The organism is Devosia crocina, from assembly GCF_900116545.1.
GTDB lineage: Bacteria > Pseudomonadota > Alphaproteobacteria > Rhizobiales > Devosiaceae > Devosia > Devosia crocina.
Genome location: NZ_FPCK01000002.1, coordinates 593,451 through 615,704, shown reverse-complemented (window position 1 = coordinate 615,704; position 22,254 = coordinate 593,451). Strand labels below are relative to the sequence as shown.

Sequence of the window (22,254 nt, the reverse complement as noted above, 5' to 3'; positions counted from 1 at the left end):
CCTTCGTCTGGCCCGGGACCGTTCCCGGAGCGCTTCCATGACCCCTAAATGAGCCCTCTCGGCCCTAAGCGGTAGTGCGGGTCTCGTTATTCCAGCCATGCGCTGAGCGAATGGTTGCCGCGGCAGGCACAAGGCGCCGCGTCATGTAGTGGGTTGTGCCGCCCATGAAGGGTTCGCTCTGCTCGATCGAGTAGCCGAGCTTTTCAAAGAGGGCGACATTGCTGGTGAAGGCGGCATTGGTCAGAAGGCGCAGGGCATCAAGTCCAGCGTGACGCGCCAGCTGTTCGGCTAGAACCAGCAGCGATTGGCCGTGGCCGCGGCGCTGATGATTGGGATGGACGGCGACGTTCTCGATCCAAAGATGATCGGCGCAGGGACAGGTCTGCAGCACACCTGCAAGGTGGCCATCAACGGTCAACAGATCGAAGCGGAAGTCGTGGATCGCTTCATAATAGTCGACAAGCATGGCGCGCGGTTCACGCCCAAGCGCAGGGGTCCACCTCGAATAGGCCTGACGCACAAGGGAACGGATCGCCGGAACATCGTCCGCGACGGCCGTTCGGAAAGCAACATAGTGAGGAGGCATACAGAGGACCCAAAACAGAATACCGGCCAATCGGACGGGGGCAGGTATGCGTGAGTCGCATGACAGCGTCATAAACGCTGCATGTTATCCAGCCGACTTGCCCCCGTCCCATTGGGACAAGAAGCAAATGCAGCACGGGGCAAAAGGATGCAGAAGAAATCACGCCGAAGCGATTTTCTGCGTCACTTCAAAGTGATGGAAGGTTTCGCCGGACGGTCGGGCCTGGCCGCTCTGGCGGTGCAAGACTCCGCTTTCGCACTAGACCTCAGTTGCGGCGCCGTCCGCGAACCACGATCGCGTGCCTGAGCCGCTTAGCCGCCAAGGCTGGGCAGCGTCAGATCGCCCGAGGTGAGCTTGCTGGCGGTCAAAGCCGGGTTGGCCTTTTCGCGCGGTAGTTCGAGGCTGGTCCAGACGCTGACCAGGGCATGGCGGAGCTCGAAAATCATCTCATCGGTATGAAGGGGCGTCGGCGTGATGCGCAGGCGCTCAGTGCCCTTGGGCACGGTCGGGTAATTGATCGGCTGGATATAGATGTTGTGCTTGTCGAGCAGCATGTCGCTCGCTGCCTTGACGGCGCGCGCATCGCCCACGATCAGCGGCACGATGTGGGTCGGTGTCTCCATCACCGGAAGGCCGGCATCGGCCAGGATCGCCTTGGTCAGCCGCGCCTGGCGCTGATGCATCATGCGCTCGTGATCATTGGCCTTGAGATGTTCGATCGAGGCGCGCGCCGCAGCGCACAGCGCCGGGGGTAGGGCAGTGGTGAAAATGAATTCGGGCGCGTAGGAGCGCACGGCATCGATAATGGCGCGATTGGCGGCGATATAGCCGCCCATGACGCCAAAACCCTTGGCCAGGGTGCCTTCGATGACGTCGATGCGCTCCATCAGGTTGTCGCGATCGGCAATTCCGCCGCCGCGCGGGCCATACATCCCCACGGCGTGAACTTCATCGATATAGGTCAGCGCGCCGAACTCTTCGGCAAGGTCGCAGATTTCCTTGATCGGCGCGATATCGCCATCCATCGAATAGACAGACTCGAACGCAATCAGCTTGGGACGCTTGCGATCAACCTGGCTCAGGAGTTCTCGCAGATGCGCCACGTCATTGTGCCGGAAGATCTTCTTTTCCATGCCCGATTGGCGCACGCCCTGAATCATTGAGGCATGATTGAGCTGGTCTGAAAAGATCACGCAATCGGGCAGCAGCCGGGCAATGGTCGAGAGCGCTGCTTCATTGGACACAAAGCCCGAAGTGAAAACCAGCGCTGCTTCCTTGCGGTGAAGATCGGCGAGCGAACGCTCGAGCTCGACCAGCGGCCGGTTGGTGCCCGAGATATTGCGCGTGCCGCCGGCGCCGACGCCCATGGAGCCGGCCGTTTCCTGCATGGCGCGGACGACCTTGTCGTGCTGGCCCATGCCCAGATAATCGTTGGAGCACCAGATAGTGATTTCGCGCGCGTTGTTGGCATCGTCGCGATAGACGGCCTTGGGGAAGCGTCCGGCAATGCGTTCGAGATCGGCGAAGACGCGATAGCGCTTTTCCGCCCGCAGCGTGTCCACTGCATCCTCGAAAATACCGCGATAATCCATGGGGCCGTTCCTTTGCACCTGCCACGTGCTCGGCAGGAATGCCAAGGCGGCTCGGACCCACCCTATTTAGGTGGGGCTGAGCCGCTTTGATATATGTCAATTCGACGCGCGGCCTCGGCCGGTGCGCCTCTTTTTCTCGAACCATTCTAAAGAGTCGAGCTCGCGCTGCCAACTCCGAGCAGCGAAAATGTCTTGAAGCAAAGATTTCAGTTTGTGACGATCGCGCCGCCATTTGAAAGTTAACCTCCCAAGAGGGATTGTGTTGATCCCGAGGCAAGACTGCGCTTAGATCGGCATCTGCCGGGGGGAACGGCACGAGGGGGATGTGATGAAGAGTTTTTCGTCATCAAGCTTTGCCGGCCAGCATGCCGATGCGCTGGCTCTGGCACATGCAGCGGTGCGGCAGCATCCACAGGCCCTCTTCACCGATTTCCAGTGGTTTCTCTACCAGGGGCAGGACACTGTCTTTTTCACCGCCTTCTCCACCCAGAGCTACGACAAGGAAGGTCTTGGCAATATGGTCGCGGAGATGGTGGCGCTGGCGCCCCAACTCACCCATGGCTTTGTAGGCGCGGAGCCCGGCCAGCCCTTTCCCAAGCATCTGCTCGATGCCATCACCTCGGTCGAGATCGTCGACGAGCTTGATGGTTATCCCGACAAGTGGCTGGGCAAGTCGTCCGATATCTTCGAGCGCAAGGACCTGCCGCTGTTTCGCGTTATGGCCGCGGTGCGCCGGGATGGGCTGGACGCAGGAGGCCGGGCCGCCATCCTTCAGGTGCGCTCGAGCCACGCGCTGCTCGAAGGCTCGGATTCCGCGCTCCTCACGCGCTCTGCCGTTGCCGGGCATGGCCTGCAATCGAATAAGGCCAACAAGCTGCCCTTCTGGCATCGGCTGCGCAGCGGTATGCGCGGCGGCCTGACCGCCTTCATCTATCTCGTGCTCGCCAATATCCTGGCGCCCAAGGAGAAACCTTGGGGGTTCAAGACGCTGGCACTCGGGCGCCATCGCTTGCGTAAGCTTGCCAACAAGCTCGGCGTGCGCCAGCGTTCGCTCATGTTCGCCCTCGTTACCCATGCGCTTAATGGCGAAGGCAATGAAAAGCACATGAGCCAGAAGGTGATCGGCGCCGCCTACACCATGCTCGACACCAAGCGCAATAATACTGACGACGATTTCTTCCGCGTCCGCGCGCTTGAAGCCAAGTTCAAGGTGGTGGAGGACTTCGTCGACTATGTGCGGCTCGTGGATGACACGGTAGCCGGCATCGAGCAGAAGGACATTACCTCCTTCCAGGTCACGATCATGGCCATGTTCAAGGCGTTGCGCACGCTCAACCGCCTCGTTCCTGGCCTACCCAACAAGCGCTTCTGGCGTTTCAATGGGGGCATGCACATCGTGCTGACGCTCGTGCCGCCCCATCGCACCTATGGGCCCATGACCCACGGCATGGTCGAGCCGCTTTATTGCGGCGCCTGGCACTCGGCGGCCAATATCTGCACCTTCTGCCCCGGCCGCGAATATGTGACGCTCAACTTCTCCATGGAACAGCGCCACATCGCCAATGTCGACCGGATCCTCGATCTGCTCGACGAAGTCGAACGCCGCGATGTTGGGCCGCACACCATGACCCCGTCGGTTGAAAAGCTGCGCTGAAGGAAGCGCACGTGCCGTCCTTTCATTCGCCCTCACGGTGAGGTGCTTTGCAGAGCAAAGCCTTCATTCAGAGGGGCGTGACGTAATCGTTGTTCCATCGACCTCGTCCCCCCAATCTCCGCGCCTCTTGTTGAGGGCTTTTCGCCGGAAACTCGCCATGCAGGGCATCGAGCTCTCTCGCCGCTTCTTTACAGAGCTCGTCGCGCCCTGGCTTGCGACGGTTGCTCCGGACCTGCGATATTCTGCAGCGCTGATGGGCTACGGCTCCGAACTCCTTCGGTTCGATGATGAAACCTCCAAGGATCACAACTGGGGGCCCCGGGTTCATATCCATCTGACGGAGCGCGATTTTGTCGAGTATGCCCGGCCGCTCGTTGCAGCTTTCGAGGCCATAATGCCTAAGACTTTTGCCGGAGAGCCGATCGGCTGGCGGCAGCGACCCCATCCGGCAGCAGATGGTCCGGATGCAATTGGCGCGATCTCTCACGGACTTGAGTTCCATACGCTCGAAGGACGGCTCTTTGCAGCCATAGGGCTCCGCGATCTTGAGGCTATGACGCTGGAGCACTGGCTCTCCATCCCCGAGCAAAAACTCCTCGCCTTCACTGCCGGCGCCGTTTTTAGGGATGATGGCGGGCGTCTCACGGCTCTGCGGTCACGACTGGCCTATTTTCCCGACGATGTCTGGTACTATCGCATCGCTTCGCAATGGGCGCGAATCAGGGAGCAGCAAGCCTTTGTCGGACGAACTGGTCAGGTGGGCGACGGTCTCGGCTCCCGCGTGATTGCTGCGCGCCTTGTTCAAGATGTCATGACCCTGGCCTTCTTGCTTGAGCGCCGCTACGCCCCGTACCCCAAGTGGTTTGGCTCCGGCTTTGCTCAACTGTCCATCGCGCCGCGCCTTCTACCCCACCTTCAAGCCGCACTTGCGGCAGATCATTGGGAGGACCGAGGCGAGGCGCTTGCCTACGGCTATCGGGTGCTGGGGGAGATCCAGGCAGAGAAGTCCATCGCGCCCTTTGTCCCAAGGCTTGGTCCCTACTTTGATCGGCCTTTCATCACCATCAATGTCGATGATGCGGTTTCGGCGGCGCACGGAGCGATTTCATCGTCCGAGATCGCCAGCTTGCCCGTGCTCGGCGCCATCGATCAGGTCAGTGATCTTACTCCCCTGCTTGTCGATGCGGAACGCAGCCGCCGCACCGCCGCGGCGCTTTTGCGCTCAAATCCGTAGCGCTATTCATCCGCTGTTCATCATCTTTGCCCCATCACGCTCCTGCCGTAATAACGCGCCAATCAGGGCCACCTAAGCAGAATCATCCGGGGGTAATTTCATGAAGTCCAAGGTTTTCGTGGCGCTTGCCGCCACTCTCGCGCTGAGCGCCTGTACCACAACAAATCCCTATACCGGGCAGTCCCAGATGTCGAACACGGCAGGCGGTACGCTGATCGGGGCGGGCGGCGGTGCGCTGGCAGGCGCCATCGTGGGCGCAGCCGTGGGCGGGGATCCGCGCGTTGGCGCACTGATCGGGGCCGGCGTCGGCGGCCTGACAGGTGCAGCCATCGGCAATTACATGGACCAGCAGGAAGCCGAGCTGCGCGCCCAGTTGCAGGGCACTGGCGTGTCGGTGACCCGTGTGGGCGACCAGATCATCCTCAATATGCCGTCAAACATCACCTTCGCCACCGACCAGTCGACGGTGCAGCCACAGTTTAACCAGACGTTGGTTTCGGTTGGTCTCGTGCTCAGGAAGTTCGACAAGTCGATCGTCGATGTCTATGGCCACACCGACTCGACCGGGTCGAGCGAGCACAACCTCTCGCTCAGCCAGCGCCGCGCCGTGTCGGTCGCAACGATCCTCAGCAATCAAGGCATCGATCAGCGCCGCTTCTATATCGAGGGCAAGGGCTCGACGAGCCCGATCGCCTCCAACGCGACTGAAGCTGGACGCGCGCAGAACCGCCGCGTCGAAATCCAGATCTCGCCCATTCGGGGTTGATTTCGCTTCGTGCGGAAACGGCAACGCGGCCCCTCGAGGCCGCGTTTTTTATTGCACCGGCGTTTCCACCACCGGCTCGGATGTCGGTGTGCCCGGCTGCACATCGGTGCCTGGGGCGCCGGAGAAAATCTGCATCACCAGCAGCAGGGCGATAACGATCGCGAGCCCGATCACGCCATAGAGCCACCAGTTGGTCGGCCCTGTGGCCCCCACTGTTGCCTCTGGATTGTGGCTCGGTTCGAGCTCGGAGCCGGGCGGAACGCGCACGACCGAGGCTTTCTCGTCGACCAGATAGTCCACGCTGGCAACATTGGGCACGGCCTTGTCATCGGGTCCAGGCATCAGAAATCTCCCTTCAAAACTGTTTGGGTGCCGACCCCGTCCTGCACGCCTTCGCGCACATGGGTGATTGCTTCGTCGATTTCGCCGGCGGTGACGCCCAGGTCCTCGCCTTCCGCATCGGCGCTGGTCACTTCGGCTTTGAGCTGGTTGAGCAGGTCGAGCTTCTCGCGAGCGGTAAAGAGACTGTGCTGGGCGATCTGCATGGCAGTCAGATTGTCGCGACCCACCATCTGATCTCTGAGAGTGCTGAAGACCATCGGGTCCTCCTGTGAGCTACACTAAAGATGAAAGCAAAACTGGTTGCACAAGCGCCAGTTCCATTTTCGCTCCACCGCCAGGGTCGGGGTCGATCACAATCGATGTGATTGGCAACCCTCCCCGGGGGATGGCGTTTATCCAGCACCACTACAAATCAGGAGGACCAAAAATGGCCTATGATGACGTTCGCAAAACCGACGCCGACATTCGTGAAACCCACGATCTGATCGCTTCCGACAAGGTCGAAGGCACAAAGGTTTATGATCCAAGCGGCGAGCATATCGGCTCGATCGAGCGGATCCTGGTCGAAAAGCGCTCGGGCAAGGTGTCCTATGCGGTGCTCAGCTTCGGCGGCTTCTTCGGCATTGGCGATGACCACTATCCTCTCCCCTGGTCCAAGCTCAATTACGACGAAAGCCTGGGCGGCTATCGCGTCGATGTGACCAAGGCTCAGCTTGAAGGCGCCCCGCGCTATGGCCGCGAGGACGACAATTACTGGAACGAGGAAAATGGCCGGCGCGTCTATGACTACTATGGCGTGACGCCCTACTGGATCTAACCAGAACTGCGCCGGTGGCCTCGAGCCGCCGGCGGCGGCTTTTCAGGACCTGCGCTTTTCAGCCGTTTCTTTCAGAAGTGATATTGCTTTCCGGTCGGTACCTCTGGTGCCGGCCTTTTTCATTGCTGAAGGCGCGCCCGGGGCGCGGCCTGATTGGCAAGGCCGCTGATGGTTGCGCGCAGGGCCGCAGGCTTGACCGGCTTGGTGATGACGGCGATGCCCCGATCTTCAGCGAGCGTCCGGACTGCCGGGCTGCGGTCGGCGGTGACCAGGGCCGCCGGCAAGTGTCCGCCCAGATTGTGGCGCAGCCACTCGATGGCATCGAGCCCCGAAGTCTGGTCGAGATGATAATCCATCAGCACAAGGTCGGGATACCAGCCGTGCAACAGGCCCTCGCGGTCGATCTGCTTGAGGGAGAGGGCGGTGCGCACGTCGCAGCCCCACTGCTCGAGCAGTCCCTGCATGGCTTCAAGAATGGCGGGTTCATTGTCGACGCACAGGATCTTGAGATCGAACGCGCCGACAAGGCCCTCTGCAATGCTTTCGGGGCGCGCGGCTGTTGGGCGGGCATTGCGCAGCAGCGGCAGATAAAGCGAAAAGCGCGAGCCACGACCTTCCCGGCTATCGAGTTCGAGCGTCAGGTCCATGGCCGAAACCAGCCGCTGCACGATCGATAGCCCCAGCCCCAGCCCCTGCGCCATACGGGCGCCGCGATCGAGGCGGGAAAACTCGGCAAAGACGAGCCGGTGCTGGTCCTTGTTGAAGCCGATGCCGGTATCGACAACATCGAGCCGCAGCCGGTTGCCGCGACGGCGTATGCCCACCAGGACCTTGCCGCCTGCGGGCGTATACTTGATGGCGTTGGAAACAAGATTCTGGACGATGCGCCCCACCAGCGCCCGATCGGCCATCACTGTCGTGCCGGTGCGCACGATGTGCAGGGAAACGCCGTGCTCGCGGGCAAGAGGGGCAAATTCCACCTCCATCTTGCGCAGCAGATCCTGCGTTCCCACGGGCATGGGTGTTGGCTTGAGCGCGCCGCTGTCGATCCGCGAAATATCGAGCAGCGCCGACATGATCTCTTCCACCGCTGTCAGCGACGCCTCGATCGAGCCGGCCAATTCGGCAAAAGCGGTGGATTTGGCGCGCTCGATCAGGGTGGAGGTATAGAGGCGGGCAGCATTGAGCGGCTGGAGCAGGTCGTGGCTGGCAGCGGCAAGAAAGCGCGTTTTGTCGTGATTGGCTGCGTCGGCCTTGGCGCGCGCCACTTCGAGTTCGGCATTGACCTGGGTCAGCGCCGCAGTACGTTCGGCGACACGGCCCTCGAGCGTCTGGTTGACCTTTTCCAGCTCCCGCTCGGCGCGAAAGCGCGCGGTCACATCGAAAAAGCTGATCACGAGCCCACCATCGGGCAGGCGGCTCGAATGGAATTCCAGCGATTGCCCGGCATTGCTGAGCCGCTGGGAAACGGTCATCGGCGCTTCTGTCAGCTGATTGATCCGCTCGTGCGCCAGGTGCACCGGGTCGCCTGGCCCAAGATCGCCGCGGCTCGTGAGAAAAAGTGCGATATCAAGGAGCGGCGTGCCGGGCTCGGACAATGCCTCGGGCAGGGCAAGAAGCGCGTTGTAGCGCCGGTTGGACATGACGAGGCGCAAATTGGCATCGAACACGGCAATGCCCTGGGGCACATAGTCGATGGCCAGGCGCAGACCGGCGGCGCTGTCGGGAAGGTCGGCAGTCATGTTCCCGGCAATTCCCCTCGGGTTCCAGTGCCTTGCTTATCAGCCCGTCCGGGTAAGGACGCAAGCGCGACAGCGGACCCATTGCATTTCCCGTAAAGAACGGAAATGTTGATCGCCTGTCCGGCTGGGTCGCGCCGGTTCAACGAATCTATGTGGGATTGGCCATGAGCGTCTTCAAAGAATTCCGGGACTTCGCCATCAAAGGCAACATGATCGACCTGGCGATCGGTGTGATCATCGGTGCGGCCTTCGGCGCTATCGTCTCGTCCATCGTGGACGACATCTTCATGCCCCTGATCGGCCTCGTCATCGGCGGCATCGATTTTTCCAACCTCTTCGTGGTTCTCTCCAATCCGCAGAACGTACCAGTGCCATCTGTGGCCGCAGCAAAGGCGGCAGGCGTGGCAACGCTCAACATCGGCCTTTTCATCAATGCCATCGTCAAGTTCACCATTATCGCCTTTGTGCTGTTCATGGTGGTCAAGGGCATCAACAGCCTCAAGCGCGAAGCGGCCAAGGAGCCGGTTGAGACCAGTCCCGCTCCGACCAAGCAGGAAGTGCTGCTGACCGAAATACGCGACGCGCTGCGCGCCACACCCCGCACCTGATTATCCCCCCGGAGCCGGCATAAGTGCCGGTTCTTTTATTTCCTAACGTTAGGATATAAAACCTATTGACGAAAAATATAGGTATATTATCGTTAGTCTATCAGTAGTGATACCTACCGAGTCTTCCTATCGGAAACACCGCAAGACCTAGAGCAAAATACGTCTGCGTTGGGACGGAGGGCGAGAGGGATAAAATCCTTTCCGCCGCGCGGCTCCGCCCTGTTGGTTATAGTGCGAACCATGCCAAAAAAGGGGCTTTAGGCACGATGAGCGAGGAAACCTACTACCATCACTTCCTGAACCGTGATCGTCTGGTGCATATCGTGGATGACGATCCGTCTATTTGCGAGGGGCTGAGCGTATTATTCCGCCTCGAAGGATTCCAGACGGCGTTCTCGCTGGAATCGGCTCACTTTCTGGCCATGCTGGAGCGGCGGCGTGCCGACGTGGCCATCATCAATCTTGTCGTGGGCGAGGATAGCGGCCTGCCGCTCTTGCGCCGGGTCAAGGCAATGCGCACCGGTACGCCCGTTGTCATGATCGCCAATTCACCTCAGCTCGATGCAGCGGTGACGGCGATGAAACTGGGCGCCACCGATGTCGTCGCCAAGCCCATCGACAGCGAGCACCTGCTCGGCATCGTCCGCGATGCGTTGCGGCGCGACGTTCATCTGGGCGCCATGCAGGGGGGGCGCCGCCCGGTCGAGGTGCGCGGCTTTTCCCAGCTCACGCCGCGCGAGCGCGAAGTGCTGCAATTGATCACCAATGGGCAGTCCAACAAGGAGGCGGGCCGCCAGCTCGGCATCTCGCCGCGCACCATCGAGGTCCATCGTGCCCGGGTCATGGAAAAGCTCGGCGCTAAAAACACCGCTGACCTGATGCGGATCGTCCTGACCAGTTGAAGGGCCGCAAGGCTTGTGGGCAGCGCGGGCGGCGGTTTCTCTGGCACCGCCGCCGGCACCCGGCTCCAAAGAGTGGCCCGTTCCGCACCAGTTCCTCAGAGGCAAGCCCTGGGAGCGGCAAGATCCACTATTGCCGTTGCAGGCCATTCCACTGAGCGGCACCGGTCAGGTGCGGCTGCCGCCTCTTTTGTATGAACTACATCACCTGCGCCAGAAACGCGCCGGCAACGCCGACGACGCAGAGCGCCGACAGCCCGGCAGCCACCAGCATCTGATGAGCGCGCTGCACATGCGCCATCTGCCGCGTTCGGGCGCGCTTCTGCGTCAGATTGCGCGCCATGTCCTGAAAATCGAGATTGGCCATTGCTACCCCTCATGCCGCACCGGTCGGCATCGACCGGCGCTCACCATTGGGCAGCCGCCTTGAATGGGCTGTTTCTCACCCGCTCAGTAACTCTACGCCATTCATGAGCGGTGCGATGGCCACTCTCTCAAAGCGGTTAATTTGAATTAAATCTTCACAACTTGCGTCTTGTATGGAAGATGTTGAAAGGATCGGGCGAACGTGGCACAACCCTTTCATGACCCAGCCAGCCCATCTTCATCCTGATCGTCTTTTCCCCGCTTCCGAGCCCGCCCGCTCCCATGCGCGCGATCTTTATCCAGCGGTCAAGGACCTGCCCATCGTCAGCCCGCATGGCCACACGGACCCATCCTGGTTTGCCGGAAATGCGCGTTTCTCAACGCCCACGGCGTTGTTCCTGACGCCCGACCACTATGTTCTGCGCATGCTGCGCAGCCGTGGCATAAGCTATGACGCGCTTGGCATCCCCCGCAAAGATGGTGGATCCATCGAAACCGATGGGCGCAAGGCCTGGCGGCTCTTTGCTGAAAACTACCATCTTTTTGCCGGCACCCCGTCCAAGACCTGGATCGACCATTCGCTCCAGGCCGTGTTCGGCATAACCGACGAGCTCTCGTCCGGAACTGCCGACAGGATCTATGATGCGATCGAGGCAAAGCTCGGCACGCCCGAGCTTCTGCCCAGGGCGATCCTCGACCGGTTCAATGTCGAGGTGATCGCCACCACCGAATTTGCGCTAGACACCCTGCCGCACCATCAGAAGATGGAAACGGATGGCTATATCGGCCGCGTGCGCACCACCTATCGTCCCGATGACGTCACCGACCCCAGCCGCCCCGCCATCGTGGACAATCTCAAAACCTTTGGCGAACTGACCGGGGAAAACGTCGCGACCTGGTCAGGGCTCATCAATGCTCACCGGAACCGGCGTGAATATTTCCGCCGCTTCGGCGCTGTCGCCACCGACCACGGCGTGCCCACGGCCAACACCGCCGATCTCTCCGCGCCCGAAAAGCAGGCACTGCTGGACAAGATCCTGGCTGGCAAGCACGATGCTGCCGATGCCGAACTCTTCCGCGCCCAGATGATGACCGAAATGGCGCTGCTGTCGGTGGAAGACGGCATGGTCATGCAGATCCATGCTGGCTCGCGCCGCAATACCGATCCGCTGCTGTTCAACGAGCGCGGACCCGATCTTGGGGCCGACATTCCCGGCCCCACCGACTATGTGGGGGGCATGCGGGCGCTGCTCTCGCGTTGCGGCAACGAGCCCAATCTGCGCCTCATCATGTTCGTGCTCGACGAGACCACCTATGCGCGCGAACTGGCGCCCATGGCCGGCTATTGGTCGAGCCTTCTGATTGGACCGCCCTGGTGGTTCCACGATAGCCCGCAGGGCATTCGACGCTATCTCGACCAGGTTGTGGAAACCGCCGGCTTCTACAATCTCGCCGGCTTCAACGACGATACGCGCGCGCTTCTCTCCATCCCGGCCCGGCACGATGTCTGGCGCCGCGAGGTCTGCGGGTTCCTCGGCACCTGGGTCGGCGAAAATCGTATTTCTCGGTCAAGCGCCCAGGAGATCGCTGCTCATCTCAGCTACCAGGCGGCCAAGGACGCCTATCGGATCAAGTAGCGATGGCAGGGGGGGCACTTCGTTCAGGAGCTTGCCCAAGTGCCCCTCACCCTGACCCTCTCCCCAGAGGGGCGAGGGGACACAAGAGCTTGATCACCTGCGTCGGCTTCTGCACCGCATTCCAGCCCATCGTCCCCTCGCCCCTCTGGGGAGAGGGCCAGGGTGAGGGGTGCTATCGCGCCAGCTAAAGCAGCCCCAGACATTTCTGATATCCCCACCCATGCCGCAAACCTCCAACTGCCGCCCCATTTCCGGCGGCTTCGGTGCTTTGCGCCGCAATCACGCCGCCAACATTGCCAAGGTTTAATGTTCGCGCAACTTCTCAGAAAGGCGGGCCGTTCCATATCTATAGCCACAAGCTGTTGAGAGCTTTTTCCAAGGAGACCAACCCTTATGCGTCCCACTCTTCTTTCGCGTACCCGTCGTTGGCTTGGTGCTTCGGCGCTCGCGCTTCTGGTTGGCGTAGGTGGCGTATCCTCGGCATTCGTGCTGACGGGTCAGGCTGCCAATGCACAGGTGCGCAACGTCGCCCAGATCGCCGTTCCCCAGACCAGCGTGCAGCAGGGTTTTGCCGACCTCGTTGACGCGGTCAAGCCGGCCGTGGTCTCGATCCTGGTCGAAGCCGAGGAGCCGGCCCAGCGCGTGCAGCGCGGCCGTGACTTCCAGTTCAATTTCCCCGATCTGCCCGAAGGCCATCCCTTCCGCGATTTCTTTGATCAGTTCGGTGGTCCCGGCGGCCCGCGTGGCGGTCAGGGCGAAGCTCCGCGTCCACGCCAGTTCATGGCAGCCGGCTCGGGCTTCATCATCTCCGACGATGGCTATGTCGTGACCAATAACCATGTGGTCTCGGACGCGACCAAGGTCACCGTCGTCTTCGAGGATGGCTCCGAGCAGGTCGCCGAGATCGTCGGCACCGACGAGCGCACCGACCTTGCCGTGCTCAAGATCGAGGGCGAGGATCTGCCTTTCGTCACCTTCGAGGACGAAGCGAGCCGCGTCGGCGACTGGGTCGTGGCCGTGGGTAATCCGTTCGGCCTCGGTGGCACCGTTACCGTGGGCGTCATCTCTGGCGCCGGCCGCAATATCGGCGGCTCCAACTATGGCGACTTCCTGCAGATCGATGCTGCCGTCAATACCGGCAATTCCGGTGGCCCCGCCTTTAACACTAATGGTGAAGTGGTTGGCGTCAACACCGCCATCTATTCGCCCAATGGCGGCAATGTCGGTATCGCCTTTGCCATCCCGGCACACACGGTCAAGCAGATCGTAGGCCAGCTGATCGATACCGGCACGGTCACCCGCGGCTATCTCGGCGTTTCGATCCAAGACGTGTCGCGCGATATCGCCGACAGCGTGGGCCTGCCCAATGACCGCGGCGCCATTGTGCGCGAACCGGCCTCCGATGGCCCTGCGGGCGAAGCCGGCGTGCGCTCGGGCGATATCATCACCTCGGTCGATGGCGAGCAGATCGATGACGCGCTGGACCTCAGCCGCACTATCGCAGGCAAGGCTCCCGGAAGCACGGTTGAACTCAAGATCTGGCGCGACGGGGCGGAAACGACCCTCAACGTCACCTTGACCGAACTCAACCAGGAAGCCGCCGAGACCCCCGACGCTCCGGTGCCGCCGGCCAATGTGCCCGAAAGCACCTCGAGCCTGGGCATGACCCTTGTGCCCAATGGCGACGGCTCGGGTGGCCTCTTGATCCAGAGCATCGAAGCTGACAGCACCGCAGCCCAGCGCGGTCTTGCCGTGGGTGACGTGCTGCTCGAAATCGACAACAAGCCGATCACGTCGGTCAGCGACTTCCAGGAGGCCATTTCAGGCGTCCAGGGCAAGGGCCTCGATACCGCTCTCGTCAAGGTCGCCCGCAACGGGGAGGCCCGCTTCATCGGCCTGCCGCTCGGTGAAGAAGGCTAAGACACTTCTTTCTCCCCGGCGGGGAGAAGGTTAGATGGAGCCGGGAACCGGCTCACGATACGAGTAAATTGGGCTCCGGGACGCTCTTCCGGAGCCCTTGTCGCAAGAAAACGCAGGGCGTCGGCGTGAAGATTTTGTTGATCGAGGATGACCGGGAAGCGGCAAGCTATCTGATCCAGGCATTGGACGAGGCAGGCCATGTCACCCACCACGCCGGCGACGGCGAGACCGGCTATGCCATGGCCTCGGGCATGGACTACGAGGTTCTGATCGTTGATCGCATGCTGCCGCGGCGCGATGGTCTTTCCATTGTCGAAAGCCTGCGCGCCGAAGGCGACAAGACCCCGGTGCTGATCCTGTCCGCCCTCGGCGAGGTCGATGATCGCGTGACGGGTCTCCGGGCCGGCGGCGATGATTATCTGACCAAACCCTATGCGTTCACCGAGTTGCTCGCCCGCATCGAAGTGCTCGCCCGCCGCTCGAGCCCGTCGGAAGCTGCCACTCAGTATAGCGTCGGCGATCTTTCCCTTGACCGGCTCAGCCGCAAGGTCGAGCGCGGTGGCGAGACCATTCTGTTGCAGCCGCGCGAATTCCGGTTGCTCGAATATCTCATGAAGCATGCCGGCAAGGTGGTGACCCGCACCATGCTGCTTGAAAATGTCTGGGACTACCATTTCGACCCCCAGACCAATGTCATCGACGTGCACATGTCGCGCTTGCGCTCCAAGATCGACAAGGGCCACGAGACGCCCTTGCTTCATACAGTGCGTGGCGCCGGCTACATGATCCGCGAGTAGACCTTGAGCCGCTTTGCCCAGGTCTGGCGCACTTCCACGGTTCGCCTCACCGCCACCTTCATCGCAATTTTCGTCGTTTTCGCCATCCTGCTCATGGGCTTTATTGGCTGGCAGTCGAGCGTCACGATCCAGCGCCAGCAGGGCGAGGACATCGATCGCGAAGTTCGTCTGTTCCAGCGCATCGAGATCAATCAGGGGGTAAGGGCGCTTGCCTTTGCAGTGGCCCGCGTCGCGAGCCAGCCGGGGCCGGGCCTCTATTATCTCGGCGATGCCTCGGGGCTTTTCCTTCTCGGCAATATCACCGACGTGCCTCCCGAAGTGCTGATCGAGCCGGGCATTTACACATTCGATTACGAGCGGCCCAACCCGTTTGGCGATGAAGGCACGCAGCCCGAAACCCCGCTCAAGAGCGGGGTTGCCGTGGTGCGCTCGGTCGAACTGGACAATGGCATGCGGCTCGTCGTCGGGCGCGATGTCGTGGAGCGGCGCGGCTATTCGGCCATCATTCTCCAGAGTTTCCTTGTCGGCGTCGTTGGCATCATCCTCTTTTCCGTCGTCGCCGGCGGTGTGACGGCCCGGCGCGTCTTGAAGCGCATCGACACGATCCGCGATACCTCGACCAAGATCATGTCAGGCAATCTATCCGAGCGCGTGCCGATCACCCGCCGCAATGATGAATTCGATGGTCTCGCGCGCAATCTAAACGCCATGCTCGACCGCATCGAGCAATTGCTGCAAGGGCTCAAGGAGGTTACCGACAATGTCGCGCATGACCTCAAAACCCCGCTGACACGGCTGCGCAACCAGGCCGAAGCCGCGCTGCGCGACACCGCCAGCGAGGAGACGCGCGAGCGCGCGCTCGAAACCGTCATCGGGGAAAGCGACCGCCTGATCCAGACCTTCAACGCTCTCCTGATGATCGCCCGGGTGGAAGCGGGCGCGCCCTCGGGTGCGCTCTCGCCAATCGATGTGAGCGCCGTCGTCGCCGATATGGCAGAGCTTTATTCCCCGGTTGCCGAGGATGAAGGCATAGAGGTCGCAACCGATATTGCCCCCGGCGTCGCGCTGAGAGCCAATCGCGAGCTGATCGGCCAGGCTATGGTCAACTTGCTCGAAAACGCCATGAAATACGCAAAACCCGATGATGGGCGGCAAGGCAAGATCACCGTCACGCTCCGGTGTGAAGACACAAGGGTAGTGATCGCAGTGGCCGACAATGGTCCCGGCATTCCCGAGGCGGATCGGCTGAAGGTCCTGGAGCGGTTCGTGCGGCTCGAAGAAAGCCGGTCGGAGCCGGGGTCAGGACTTGGGCTCGCGCTGGTCAATGCCGTGGCACGGCTGCATGGCGGGCACTTCAGGATCGAAGACAACAATCCGGGCGTGCGGGCGGTGATCGAGGTGCCGGGGACTTAAGATGGGACGTAAGCATGGATGCGCTCACCCCCCACCCGGCCTCTCCCTGAAGGAGGGAGGGGACTGATCGAGTTTGCCTCTGCTGACGGAGAACCACCGGCGGGCTCCTCCCCCTTCTTCAGGGAGAGGCTGGGTGGGGGTGCACCTGCCCAACACTAAAATTCAAATCTGCGTCCGCGCCCTGAGCGCCTGGCTCAGCGTGCCTTCGTCGAGATAATCGAGTTCGCCGCCGATCGGTACCCCATGAGCAAGGCGGGTGACCTTGGTGTCCGGCCCGAGCCGGTCGGTAATGTAATGCGCCGTGGTCTGTCCATCGACCGTGGCATTCATCGCCAGCACAATTTCCGCATAGTCCGGCGCCCGCGCAACCAGCGTGTCGAGGTTGAGATCGTCGGGGCCGATCCCGTCGAGCGGAGAAAGCACGCCGCCTAGAACATGGTAGCGCACCTGGCCGGGCCCTGCCCGTTCGAGCGCCCAAAGGTCGGACACATCTTCCACAACGATCAGCATGCCGCTCTCCCCACGCCGCGGATCGGCACAGATCGAGCAGGGGCTGACCGTATCGACATTGCCGCAGATCTGACAGGTCTTGACCGCCACCACTGCCCGATCGAGCGCGGCCGAAAGCGGCAGCATCAGCTGCTCCTTGCGCTTGATCATGTGCAGCACCGCCCGGCGCGCCGATCGCGGCCCAAGCCCCGGCAAGCGCGCCAGAAGCTGGATCAACTGCTCGATTTCAGGTCCGCCGGATGGCATTTTTTGTCTCTGGCACATTCCCTCCCGCGCGGTGGAGGAAGGGAGGAGGAACGACACTGGGTGTCAGGGATGAGATGACACATTCTGAAACTCGGTGTCATCCCGGCGAAGGCCGGGGCCCATCTCGAAATCTCAGGATGGGCCCCGGCCTCCGCCGGGGTGACAGCCGGTGGATAGTTGCGAACTCTGTGGCCGTCGCAGATCGATGGCAGAAATTCAGAACGGAAATTTCATGCCCGGCGGAATGGGCAGGCCGGCGGTCACTTCGCTCATGCGGCGCTGGACTTCGGCTTCGCTCTTGCCCTTGGCGTCGTTGAAGGCGGCAACGATCAGGTCTTCGAGCACTTCGATTTCGGCCGGGTTGGCGAGCGTCGGGTCGATCTTGAGACCCTTGAGGTCACCCTTGCCTGAAAGCGCGACGGTCACGAGACCGCCGCCGGAGCGCCCCTCGACCACCGTTTCGGCAAGCTCGGCCTGCATGGCCTCCATCTTGCCCTTCATTTCGCTGGCGGCCTTCATCATGCCCATGATGTCTTTCATTCGTCGTCCTCTTCGATTGGAGCCGGGGCAATTTCGGGAACCGCGGCCTCGTCGTCACGCACCGAGACGTTAACGAGCTTGGCCCCGGGAAAGGTTTCAAGAATGGCCTTGACCAGCGGGTCCTCATGGGCCGCTGCGGTTGCCTGTTCCTTACGCTGATCGCGTTCCTGCCGGATCGTCATGCCTTCGGGCGGCTTGGTCGAAACCATCACCAGCCAGCGCTGCCCGGTCCAGGTCTGGAGGCGCGCCGAAAGCGTTGCGATCATGCCCGGGTCGGCATTGTCGGCCAGCGCCACCTCGATCCTGCCCTGTTCGAAGGACACGGGCCGCATCTGCGACTCCAGCGCCAGCTTGACCAGCACGTCGCGCTTGGCTGTCGCAAGGGCAATCAGATCCTTATAGGTCGCAACCGTTGCAAGCGCCGGCTGCACTACCGCCTGTGGCCGCGACACGGGTGTCGCATCGGCAATTGCCGGAGCGGGTTCAACGCGTAACGCCGTCGCGCTTGCACCGCTACCACCACCCCCGCCGCTCGGCGGCAAGCCGCGAGGCGCCGGCGGGGTCAGCGGCGCATTGGCCAGCACCTGCCCCGACAGCTTGGCGATCACTTCATCCGGGCTCGGGAGATCCGCGGCATAGGCCAGCCGGATCAGCGTCATCTCGGCCACCTGTAGCGCGTTGCCGGCGCGGCCGGTTTCCTCGTTGCCCTTGAACAGGATCTGCCAGGCGCGCGTCAGGGCGCGCATCGGCAGGCGCCCGGCAAGGTCGCGTCCGCGCGTCCGCTCGTCCGGCGTCAGCGAAGCATCGTCGGCCGCGGCCGGCACGACCTTGATGCGCGTAACGAGATGGGTGAATTCGGCCAGATCCGCCAAGAGCGTCTGTGGGTCGGCGCCGAGGTCATAAAGCTCGCGCAGCGCGGTCAAGGCTTCGGCGACGCGCGCGGACATGACATCCTCGAAAAGATCGATGATGCGCGCGCGGTCGCCAAGCCCAAGCATGGTCTTGACCGTGGCGGCCGAAACCGAGCCCCCACCATGGGCAATAGCTTGGTCGAGCAGCGACAGCGAATCGCGCGCCGAGCCTTCGCCGGCCCGCACGATCATGGCGAGCGCATCGGGCTCGAAGCCAATGCCTTCCTCGCCCAGGATCTTTTCGAGATAGGCCGTCATCACGTCGGCCGGAATGCGCCTGAGGTCGAACCGCTGGCAGCGCGACAGGATGGTGATCGGCACCTTGCGGATTTCGGTCGTCGCAAAGATGAACTTCACATAGGGCGGCGGCTCTTCGAGCGTTTTCAGAAGGCCGTTGAAGGCCGCCGTCGAGAGCATGTGCACCTCGTCTATGACATAGACCTTATAGGGCGCCGAGGCCGGCCCGTATTTCACCGAATCGATGATCTCGCGAATGTCGCCGATGCCGGTATTGGAGGCCGCGTCCATTTCGATGACATCGACGTGCCGGCCTTCGATGATGGCGCGGCAGTGCTGCCCTTCGACTTGGAGATCAAGGGTCGGGCGGCGGCCGTTTTCGTCTTCATAGTTGAAAGCGCGCGCCAAAATGCGGGCCGTCGTCGTCTTGCCGACGCCGCGCACCCCGGTGAGGATAAAGGCATGGTGGATGCGGTTCTGCGCAAAGGCGTTGCCCAGCGTCTGCACCATGGCGTCCTGGCCGACCAGGGTCGAGAAATCGCGCGGGCGATATTTGCGCGCCAGCACCAGATAGGGCGTGCTTTGCGGATCAGCCATCTCTGCCCTCCATCGTGCTCTTTGCGCCAACTTTGCCTGAAATCATGCGGCGACCTTAAGGCAATGAGCGGCAACCCGCAAAAGCCTGCGGCCCAAATCGTCAGTTAAGAACAGGGAATTGCGTAGGAGGCTGGCAAACGACCCGTGAGGATCTCGTTGGGGCTGCTTCCTTCCGGACCTGACCCGGTTGGCGAGGAACACGTCCGCGCCAACCTCCCGAGGGGCTATATGCAAATTCCTGGCCCAAGATGCAAGGGGGCCTGAAAGCCTCAGGCCATATGTTCGCGCCAGAGGCCGCGCACCTGATGAAAGAGCAGGTAGCCAGGAAGCAGGCATAGCGCCAGCGCGCCCCAGGCAAAAAGCCGCTGCTGATGCTGCCGGGAAGCCGCGCGCTCATGATGGGCGGCCGGATCGACCAGGACTTCGGCCCCGTCCGCAACGCCATAAACGGTGAGCGCCGGGAAAACATTGGGAAACTGCCGGTGCGTCTCGGCCGCCTCGGCAAGGCTGCGTGACACATACAAGTCGAAAGTGACCGGCGGCTGGATGGAAACGCCTGCCGCCAGTCCATCGAAGCGGAAGGTGATGCCCGGCCAATCGTTTGACTGGGCAAGTCGCACCGGACGCGTCGTGCCGTCGAGCGGCCCGGGGATGCGGATGCGTTCGCGCGTATGGCTGACCGTATCGAGCCGCACGCGCTCGGCAAAGAGGGTTTCAGGCGCAGGCGGAACCTCGATGTTGCGCGCCTGCCCGAACAAAACCTGCGAGATGATGAACAGCGCAAGGCACGCCAGAAACGGCAGGGCCAGCGGCCAGAGAGCGTTCTTTATGTCCTGCGGAATTTCCATCTCGCTCTCCTTATCGACCGGACATCTCGTCATGGTCAACCGCAAGGGGACACGAATGGCGCGCCCCTGCCCTTGCCCACGGCGGCTTTGAAAGGTTATGCCCTGTGCAAATGCGCCACATTGCGGCGCTTCGGCAATAGTGCCGGATCGGAACCGGAGAAGCCTCTTGGCCAGACGCCATCCCACCCCCTTGCGCACTTCGGGCGAAGACGTCGCCGCGTCCAAGAAGGCCCCGCAGACGCCGCAGACCGAAAGCGCCGCTTATCGCCTCGCCTTTGCCGATGACGAGTTCCTCACTTCGGAGGACACGCGCGGCATTCGCTTTCAGCTCGAATATCTCAAGACCGAGCACCGCCTGCGCGAGCATGGCATCACCTCGACCGTGGTGCTCTTTGGCGGCGCACGCATTCCCGAGCCCGGCAAGCCGGCATGGGCCGCGAAGAACGAAGTTCAAAAAGCCAATCTCGAAGCGGCTTCGCGCTATTATGAAGAAGCGCGACGCTTCGCCCAGCTTGCCTCTCAGGCTTCTGCTGCCACCGATTTTTCCGAGTATGTCGTGGTCACCGGTGGTGGCCCCGGCGTCATGGAAGCGGGCAATCGCGGCGCAACGGATATGGGTGCGCCCTCGATCGGGCTCAACATCGTCCTGCCGCACGAGCAGGCCCCCAATCTTTATGTGACGCCTGACCTGTCGTTCAATTTCCACTATTTTGCCACGCGCAAAATCCACTTTCTTCTGCGCGCTAAAGCGGTCGCCGTGTTTCCCGGCGGGTTCGGCACGCTCGACGAATTTTTCGAGACCCTGACGCTGATCCAGACCGGCCGCATGGACCGCGTGCCGGTTCTCCTCTTTGGCAAGGAGTTCTGGGGCAAGGTCATCAATCTCGAAGCTCTCGCCGAGGCCGGCACCATCGCCCCGAACGACCCCGACCTCTTTACTCTCGTCGACACAGCCGCCGAGGGTTGGGACGTCGTCCGCGAATTTTATGATCTCCCCGAACTCCCAGAGCCGGAGCTGGCGGGCAATTAAGAAAAGCGCTCCCTCCCCAGCCCTCCCCGCCAGGGGGAGGGGGGCCTGCCGTGCAATCCAATTGACACTCCGTCCGTCCCCGCTATGGTCCGCGCAGTATTCTGCCTCAAGGACCCGCCATGTCGCACGCCCAGCTTTCCGCCGTCATCGAAGCCGCTTTCGAAAATCGGGCCGAGGTCAATTTGGCCACCACCGGTGAAGTGCGCGATGCCGTGGACACCGCCCTGGCGCTGCTCGATTCTGGCGAAGCGCGCGTTGCCGAGAAGGTCGATGGCGACTGGCAGGTCAATCAGTGGCTCAAGAAAGCGGTGCTGCTTTCTTTCCGCCTCAACGACAATGTCCTGATCGAGGGCGCGCCGGGCGGAGCGCACTGGTTCGACAAGGTGCCCTCGAAATTCCTCGGCTGGAGCGAAAACCATTATCGCGCCGCCGGCTTCCGCACTGTGCCCGGCGCGGTCGTGCGCCAGTCTGCCTTTATCGGCAAGGGCGTCATCCTCATGCCTAGCTTTGTGAACCTGGGCGCCTATGTCGACGAAGGCACCATGGTCGACACCTGGGCCACGGTCGGCTCCTGCGCCCAGATTGGCAAGAACGTGCATCTTTCCGGCGGTGTCGGTATCGGTGGCGTGCTTGAGCCGCTTCAGGCCAATCCCACCATCATCGAAGACAATTGCTTTATCGGCGCGCGCTCGGAAGTCGTTGAAGGCGTTGTCGTCGGCGAAGGCTCGGTCATTTCCATGGGCGTCTTCATCGGCGCCTCGACAAAAATCGTCAATCGCCAGACGGGCGAAGTCCATATGGGCAAGGTGCCGCCCTATTCGGTGGTTGTTTCCGGCTCCCTTCCCGGCAAGCCGCTGCCCGACGGCACGCCCGGCCCGAGCCTTTACTGCGCCGTGATCGTCAAGACCGTCGATGCGCAAACCCGCTCCAAGACCGGCATCAACGAACTCCTGCGCGACTGA

The 22,254-nt window shown here is 62.0% G+C and carries 22 protein-coding genes and 1 other RNA gene; 12 read left to right on the top strand and 11 right to left on the bottom strand.

Annotated elements, in window-relative coordinates; all coding sequences use genetic code 11:
* Positions 1–64: 64 nt before the first annotated feature.
* Both BM364_RS12605 and hemA read right to left on the bottom strand, forming a co-directional pair.
* A complete protein-coding gene (locus tag BM364_RS12605; RefSeq protein WP_092425102.1) occupies positions 65–586 on the bottom strand; it encodes a GNAT family N-acetyltransferase in 522 nt (173 codons plus the stop codon).
* A gap of 311 nt (positions 587–897) precedes the next feature.
* The gene (gene hemA / locus BM364_RS12600; RefSeq protein ID WP_092425100.1) at positions 898–2,178 is read right to left on the bottom strand and encodes a 5-aminolevulinate synthase; all 1,281 of its coding nucleotides are present in this window, start codon (positions 2,176–2,178) and stop codon (positions 898–900) included.
* 328 nt (positions 2,179–2,506) lie between these two features.
* Between hemA and BM364_RS12595 the strand changes: the two genes are divergently transcribed.
* From BM364_RS12595 to BM364_RS12585, 3 genes are all read left to right on the top strand, one after another.
* Positions 2,507–3,832: a hypothetical protein gene (locus BM364_RS12595; protein ID WP_092425098.1), complete on the top strand. Its 1,326-nt coding sequence runs from the start codon at positions 2,507–2,509 to the stop codon at positions 3,830–3,832.
* Positions 3,833–3,989: 157 nt separating this feature from the next.
* On the top strand, positions 3,990–5,066 hold the full coding sequence (locus BM364_RS12590) for a DUF4037 domain-containing protein (protein ID WP_092425096.1): 1,077 nt from the start codon (positions 3,990–3,992) through the stop codon (positions 5,064–5,066).
* A 100-nt stretch (positions 5,067–5,166) separates the two neighbouring features.
* Positions 5,167–5,832, top strand: coding sequence for a YiaD family glycine zipper/OmpA-like lipoprotein (locus tag BM364_RS12585; RefSeq protein WP_092425094.1), 666 nt, complete (start codon positions 5,167–5,169; stop codon positions 5,830–5,832).
* A 48-nt stretch (positions 5,833–5,880) separates the two neighbouring features.
* On the opposite strand, the gene BM364_RS12580 is transcribed toward BM364_RS12585, so the two are convergent.
* Both BM364_RS12580 and BM364_RS12575 read right to left on the bottom strand, forming a co-directional pair.
* The gene (locus BM364_RS12580) at positions 5,881–6,174 is read right to left on the bottom strand and encodes a hypothetical protein (protein ID WP_092425092.1); all 294 of its coding nucleotides are present in this window, start codon (positions 6,172–6,174) and stop codon (positions 5,881–5,883) included.
* A complete protein-coding gene (locus BM364_RS12575) occupies positions 6,174–6,431 on the bottom strand; it encodes a hypothetical protein (protein ID WP_092425090.1) in 258 nt (85 codons plus the stop codon). The genes BM364_RS12580 and BM364_RS12575 overlap by 1 nt, the downstream gene beginning before the upstream one ends.
* Before the next feature lie 170 nt (positions 6,432–6,601).
* Here BM364_RS12575 and BM364_RS12570 point away from each other — a divergent pair, with 170 nt between their 5' ends.
* Positions 6,602–6,991 (top strand): PRC-barrel domain-containing protein, encoded by a 390-nt coding sequence (locus BM364_RS12570; protein WP_092425088.1) that lies wholly within the window; start codon positions 6,602–6,604, stop codon positions 6,989–6,991.
* 119 nt (positions 6,992–7,110) lie between these two features.
* Here BM364_RS12570 and BM364_RS12565 read toward each other — a convergent pair whose 3' ends face one another.
* Complete coding sequence (locus BM364_RS12565; protein WP_092425086.1) at positions 7,111–8,733, bottom strand: hybrid sensor histidine kinase/response regulator; 1,623 nt, start codon at positions 8,731–8,733, stop codon at positions 7,111–7,113.
* A gap of 164 nt (positions 8,734–8,897) precedes the next feature.
* On the opposite strand from BM364_RS12565, the gene mscL reads away from it, so the two are divergent.
* Both mscL and BM364_RS12555 read left to right on the top strand, forming a co-directional pair.
* Entirely contained in the window at positions 8,898–9,341 is a 444-nt protein-coding gene (mscL, locus tag BM364_RS12560; RefSeq protein WP_092425084.1) for a large conductance mechanosensitive channel protein MscL, read from the top strand.
* Between the two features lie 266 nt (positions 9,342–9,607).
* Entirely contained in the window at positions 9,608–10,243 is a 636-nt protein-coding gene (locus BM364_RS12555; protein ID WP_092425082.1) for a response regulator transcription factor, read from the top strand.
* 196 nt (positions 10,244–10,439) lie between these two features.
* On the opposite strand, the gene BM364_RS18510 is transcribed toward BM364_RS12555, so the two are convergent.
* Positions 10,440–10,607: a hypothetical protein gene (locus BM364_RS18510; protein WP_175528589.1), complete on the bottom strand. Its 168-nt coding sequence runs from the start codon at positions 10,605–10,607 to the stop codon at positions 10,440–10,442.
* A gap of 217 nt (positions 10,608–10,824) precedes the next feature.
* Between BM364_RS18510 and uxaC the strand changes: the two genes are divergently transcribed.
* From uxaC to BM364_RS12535, 4 genes are all read left to right on the top strand, one after another.
* Positions 10,825–12,243 (top strand): glucuronate isomerase, encoded by a 1,419-nt coding sequence (gene uxaC, locus BM364_RS12550; protein ID WP_092425355.1) that lies wholly within the window; start codon positions 10,825–10,827, stop codon positions 12,241–12,243.
* Positions 12,244–12,636: 393 nt separating this feature from the next.
* Complete coding sequence (locus BM364_RS12545) at positions 12,637–14,163, top strand: Do family serine endopeptidase (RefSeq protein WP_092425080.1); 1,527 nt, start codon at positions 12,637–12,639, stop codon at positions 14,161–14,163.
* Between the two features lie 125 nt (positions 14,164–14,288).
* Positions 14,289–14,960, top strand: coding sequence for a response regulator transcription factor (locus BM364_RS12540; protein ID WP_092425078.1), 672 nt, complete (start codon positions 14,289–14,291; stop codon positions 14,958–14,960).
* 3 nt (positions 14,961–14,963) lie between these two features.
* Complete coding sequence (locus tag BM364_RS12535; RefSeq protein WP_092425076.1) at positions 14,964–16,373, top strand: sensor histidine kinase; 1,410 nt, start codon at positions 14,964–14,966, stop codon at positions 16,371–16,373.
* Positions 16,374–16,535: 162 nt separating this feature from the next.
* On the opposite strand, the gene recR is transcribed toward BM364_RS12535, so the two are convergent.
* The 5 genes from recR to BM364_RS12510 all read right to left on the bottom strand — a co-directional run bounded on the left by recR (position 16,536) and on the right by BM364_RS12510 (position 20,262).
* Positions 16,536–17,129: a recombination mediator RecR gene (gene recR / locus BM364_RS12530; protein ID WP_092425074.1), complete on the bottom strand. Its 594-nt coding sequence runs from the start codon at positions 17,127–17,129 to the stop codon at positions 16,536–16,538.
* A 216-nt stretch (positions 17,130–17,345) separates the two neighbouring features.
* On the bottom strand, positions 17,346–17,669 hold the full coding sequence (locus tag BM364_RS12525) for a YbaB/EbfC family nucleoid-associated protein (RefSeq protein WP_092425073.1): 324 nt from the start codon (positions 17,667–17,669) through the stop codon (positions 17,346–17,348).
* The gene (locus BM364_RS12520; RefSeq protein WP_280140650.1) at positions 17,666–19,444 is read right to left on the bottom strand and encodes a DNA polymerase III subunit gamma/tau; all 1,779 of its coding nucleotides are present in this window, start codon (positions 19,442–19,444) and stop codon (positions 17,666–17,668) included. The genes BM364_RS12525 and BM364_RS12520 overlap by 4 nt, the downstream gene beginning before the upstream one ends.
* A gap of 91 nt (positions 19,445–19,535) precedes the next feature.
* Positions 19,536–19,632: signal recognition particle sRNA small type (gene ffs, locus BM364_RS12515), an RNA gene on the bottom strand.
* 51 nt (positions 19,633–19,683) lie between these two features.
* Complete coding sequence (locus BM364_RS12510; RefSeq protein ID WP_092425069.1) at positions 19,684–20,262, bottom strand: hypothetical protein; 579 nt, start codon at positions 20,260–20,262, stop codon at positions 19,684–19,686.
* Positions 20,263–20,428: 166 nt separating this feature from the next.
* On the opposite strand from BM364_RS12510, the gene BM364_RS12505 reads away from it, so the two are divergent.
* Both BM364_RS12505 and dapD read left to right on the top strand, forming a co-directional pair.
* Positions 20,429–21,292: an LOG family protein gene (locus BM364_RS12505; RefSeq protein ID WP_244542860.1), complete on the top strand. Its 864-nt coding sequence runs from the start codon at positions 20,429–20,431 to the stop codon at positions 21,290–21,292.
* 119 nt (positions 21,293–21,411) lie between these two features.
* Complete coding sequence (gene dapD, locus BM364_RS12500) at positions 21,412–22,254, top strand: 2,3,4,5-tetrahydropyridine-2,6-dicarboxylate N-succinyltransferase (RefSeq protein ID WP_092425065.1); 843 nt, start codon at positions 21,412–21,414, stop codon at positions 22,252–22,254.

Coding starts and splice junctions, on each gene's coding strand:
- BM364_RS12605 (WP_092425102.1), bottom strand. CDS start 586: ATGCCTCCTCACTATGTTGCTTTCCGAACGGCCGTCGCGGACGATGTT.
- hemA (WP_092425100.1), bottom strand. CDS start 2,178: ATGGATTATCGCGGTATTTTCGAGGATGCAGTGGACACGCTGCGGGCG.
- BM364_RS12595 (WP_092425098.1), top strand. CDS start 2,507: ATGAAGAGTTTTTCGTCATCAAGCTTTGCCGGCCAGCATGCCGATGCG.
- BM364_RS12590 (WP_092425096.1), top strand. CDS start 3,990: ATGCAGGGCATCGAGCTCTCTCGCCGCTTCTTTACAGAGCTCGTCGCG.
- BM364_RS12585 (WP_092425094.1), top strand. CDS start 5,167: ATGAAGTCCAAGGTTTTCGTGGCGCTTGCCGCCACTCTCGCGCTGAGC.
- BM364_RS12580 (WP_092425092.1), bottom strand. CDS start 6,174: ATGCCTGGACCCGATGACAAGGCCGTGCCCAATGTTGCCAGCGTGGAC.
- BM364_RS12575 (WP_092425090.1), bottom strand. CDS start 6,431: ATGGTCTTCAGCACTCTCAGAGATCAGATGGTGGGTCGCGACAATCTG.
- BM364_RS12570 (WP_092425088.1), top strand. CDS start 6,602: ATGGCCTATGATGACGTTCGCAAAACCGACGCCGACATTCGTGAAACC.
- BM364_RS12565 (WP_092425086.1), bottom strand. CDS start 8,733: ATGACTGCCGACCTTCCCGACAGCGCCGCCGGTCTGCGCCTGGCCATC.
- mscL (WP_092425084.1), top strand. CDS start 8,898: ATGAGCGTCTTCAAAGAATTCCGGGACTTCGCCATCAAAGGCAACATG.
- BM364_RS12555 (WP_092425082.1), top strand. CDS start 9,608: ATGAGCGAGGAAACCTACTACCATCACTTCCTGAACCGTGATCGTCTG.
- BM364_RS18510 (WP_175528589.1), bottom strand. CDS start 10,607: ATGGCCAATCTCGATTTTCAGGACATGGCGCGCAATCTGACGCAGAAG.
- uxaC (WP_092425355.1), top strand. CDS start 10,825: ATGACCCAGCCAGCCCATCTTCATCCTGATCGTCTTTTCCCCGCTTCC.
- BM364_RS12545 (WP_092425080.1), top strand. CDS start 12,637: ATGCGTCCCACTCTTCTTTCGCGTACCCGTCGTTGGCTTGGTGCTTCG.
- recR (WP_092425074.1), bottom strand. CDS start 17,129: ATGCCATCCGGCGGACCTGAAATCGAGCAGTTGATCCAGCTTCTGGCG.
- BM364_RS12525 (WP_092425073.1), bottom strand. CDS start 17,669: ATGAAAGACATCATGGGCATGATGAAGGCCGCCAGCGAAATGAAGGGC.
- BM364_RS12510 (WP_092425069.1), bottom strand. CDS start 20,262: ATGGAAATTCCGCAGGACATAAAGAACGCTCTCTGGCCGCTGGCCCTG.
- dapD (WP_092425065.1), top strand. CDS start 21,412: ATGTCGCACGCCCAGCTTTCCGCCGTCATCGAAGCCGCTTTCGAAAAT.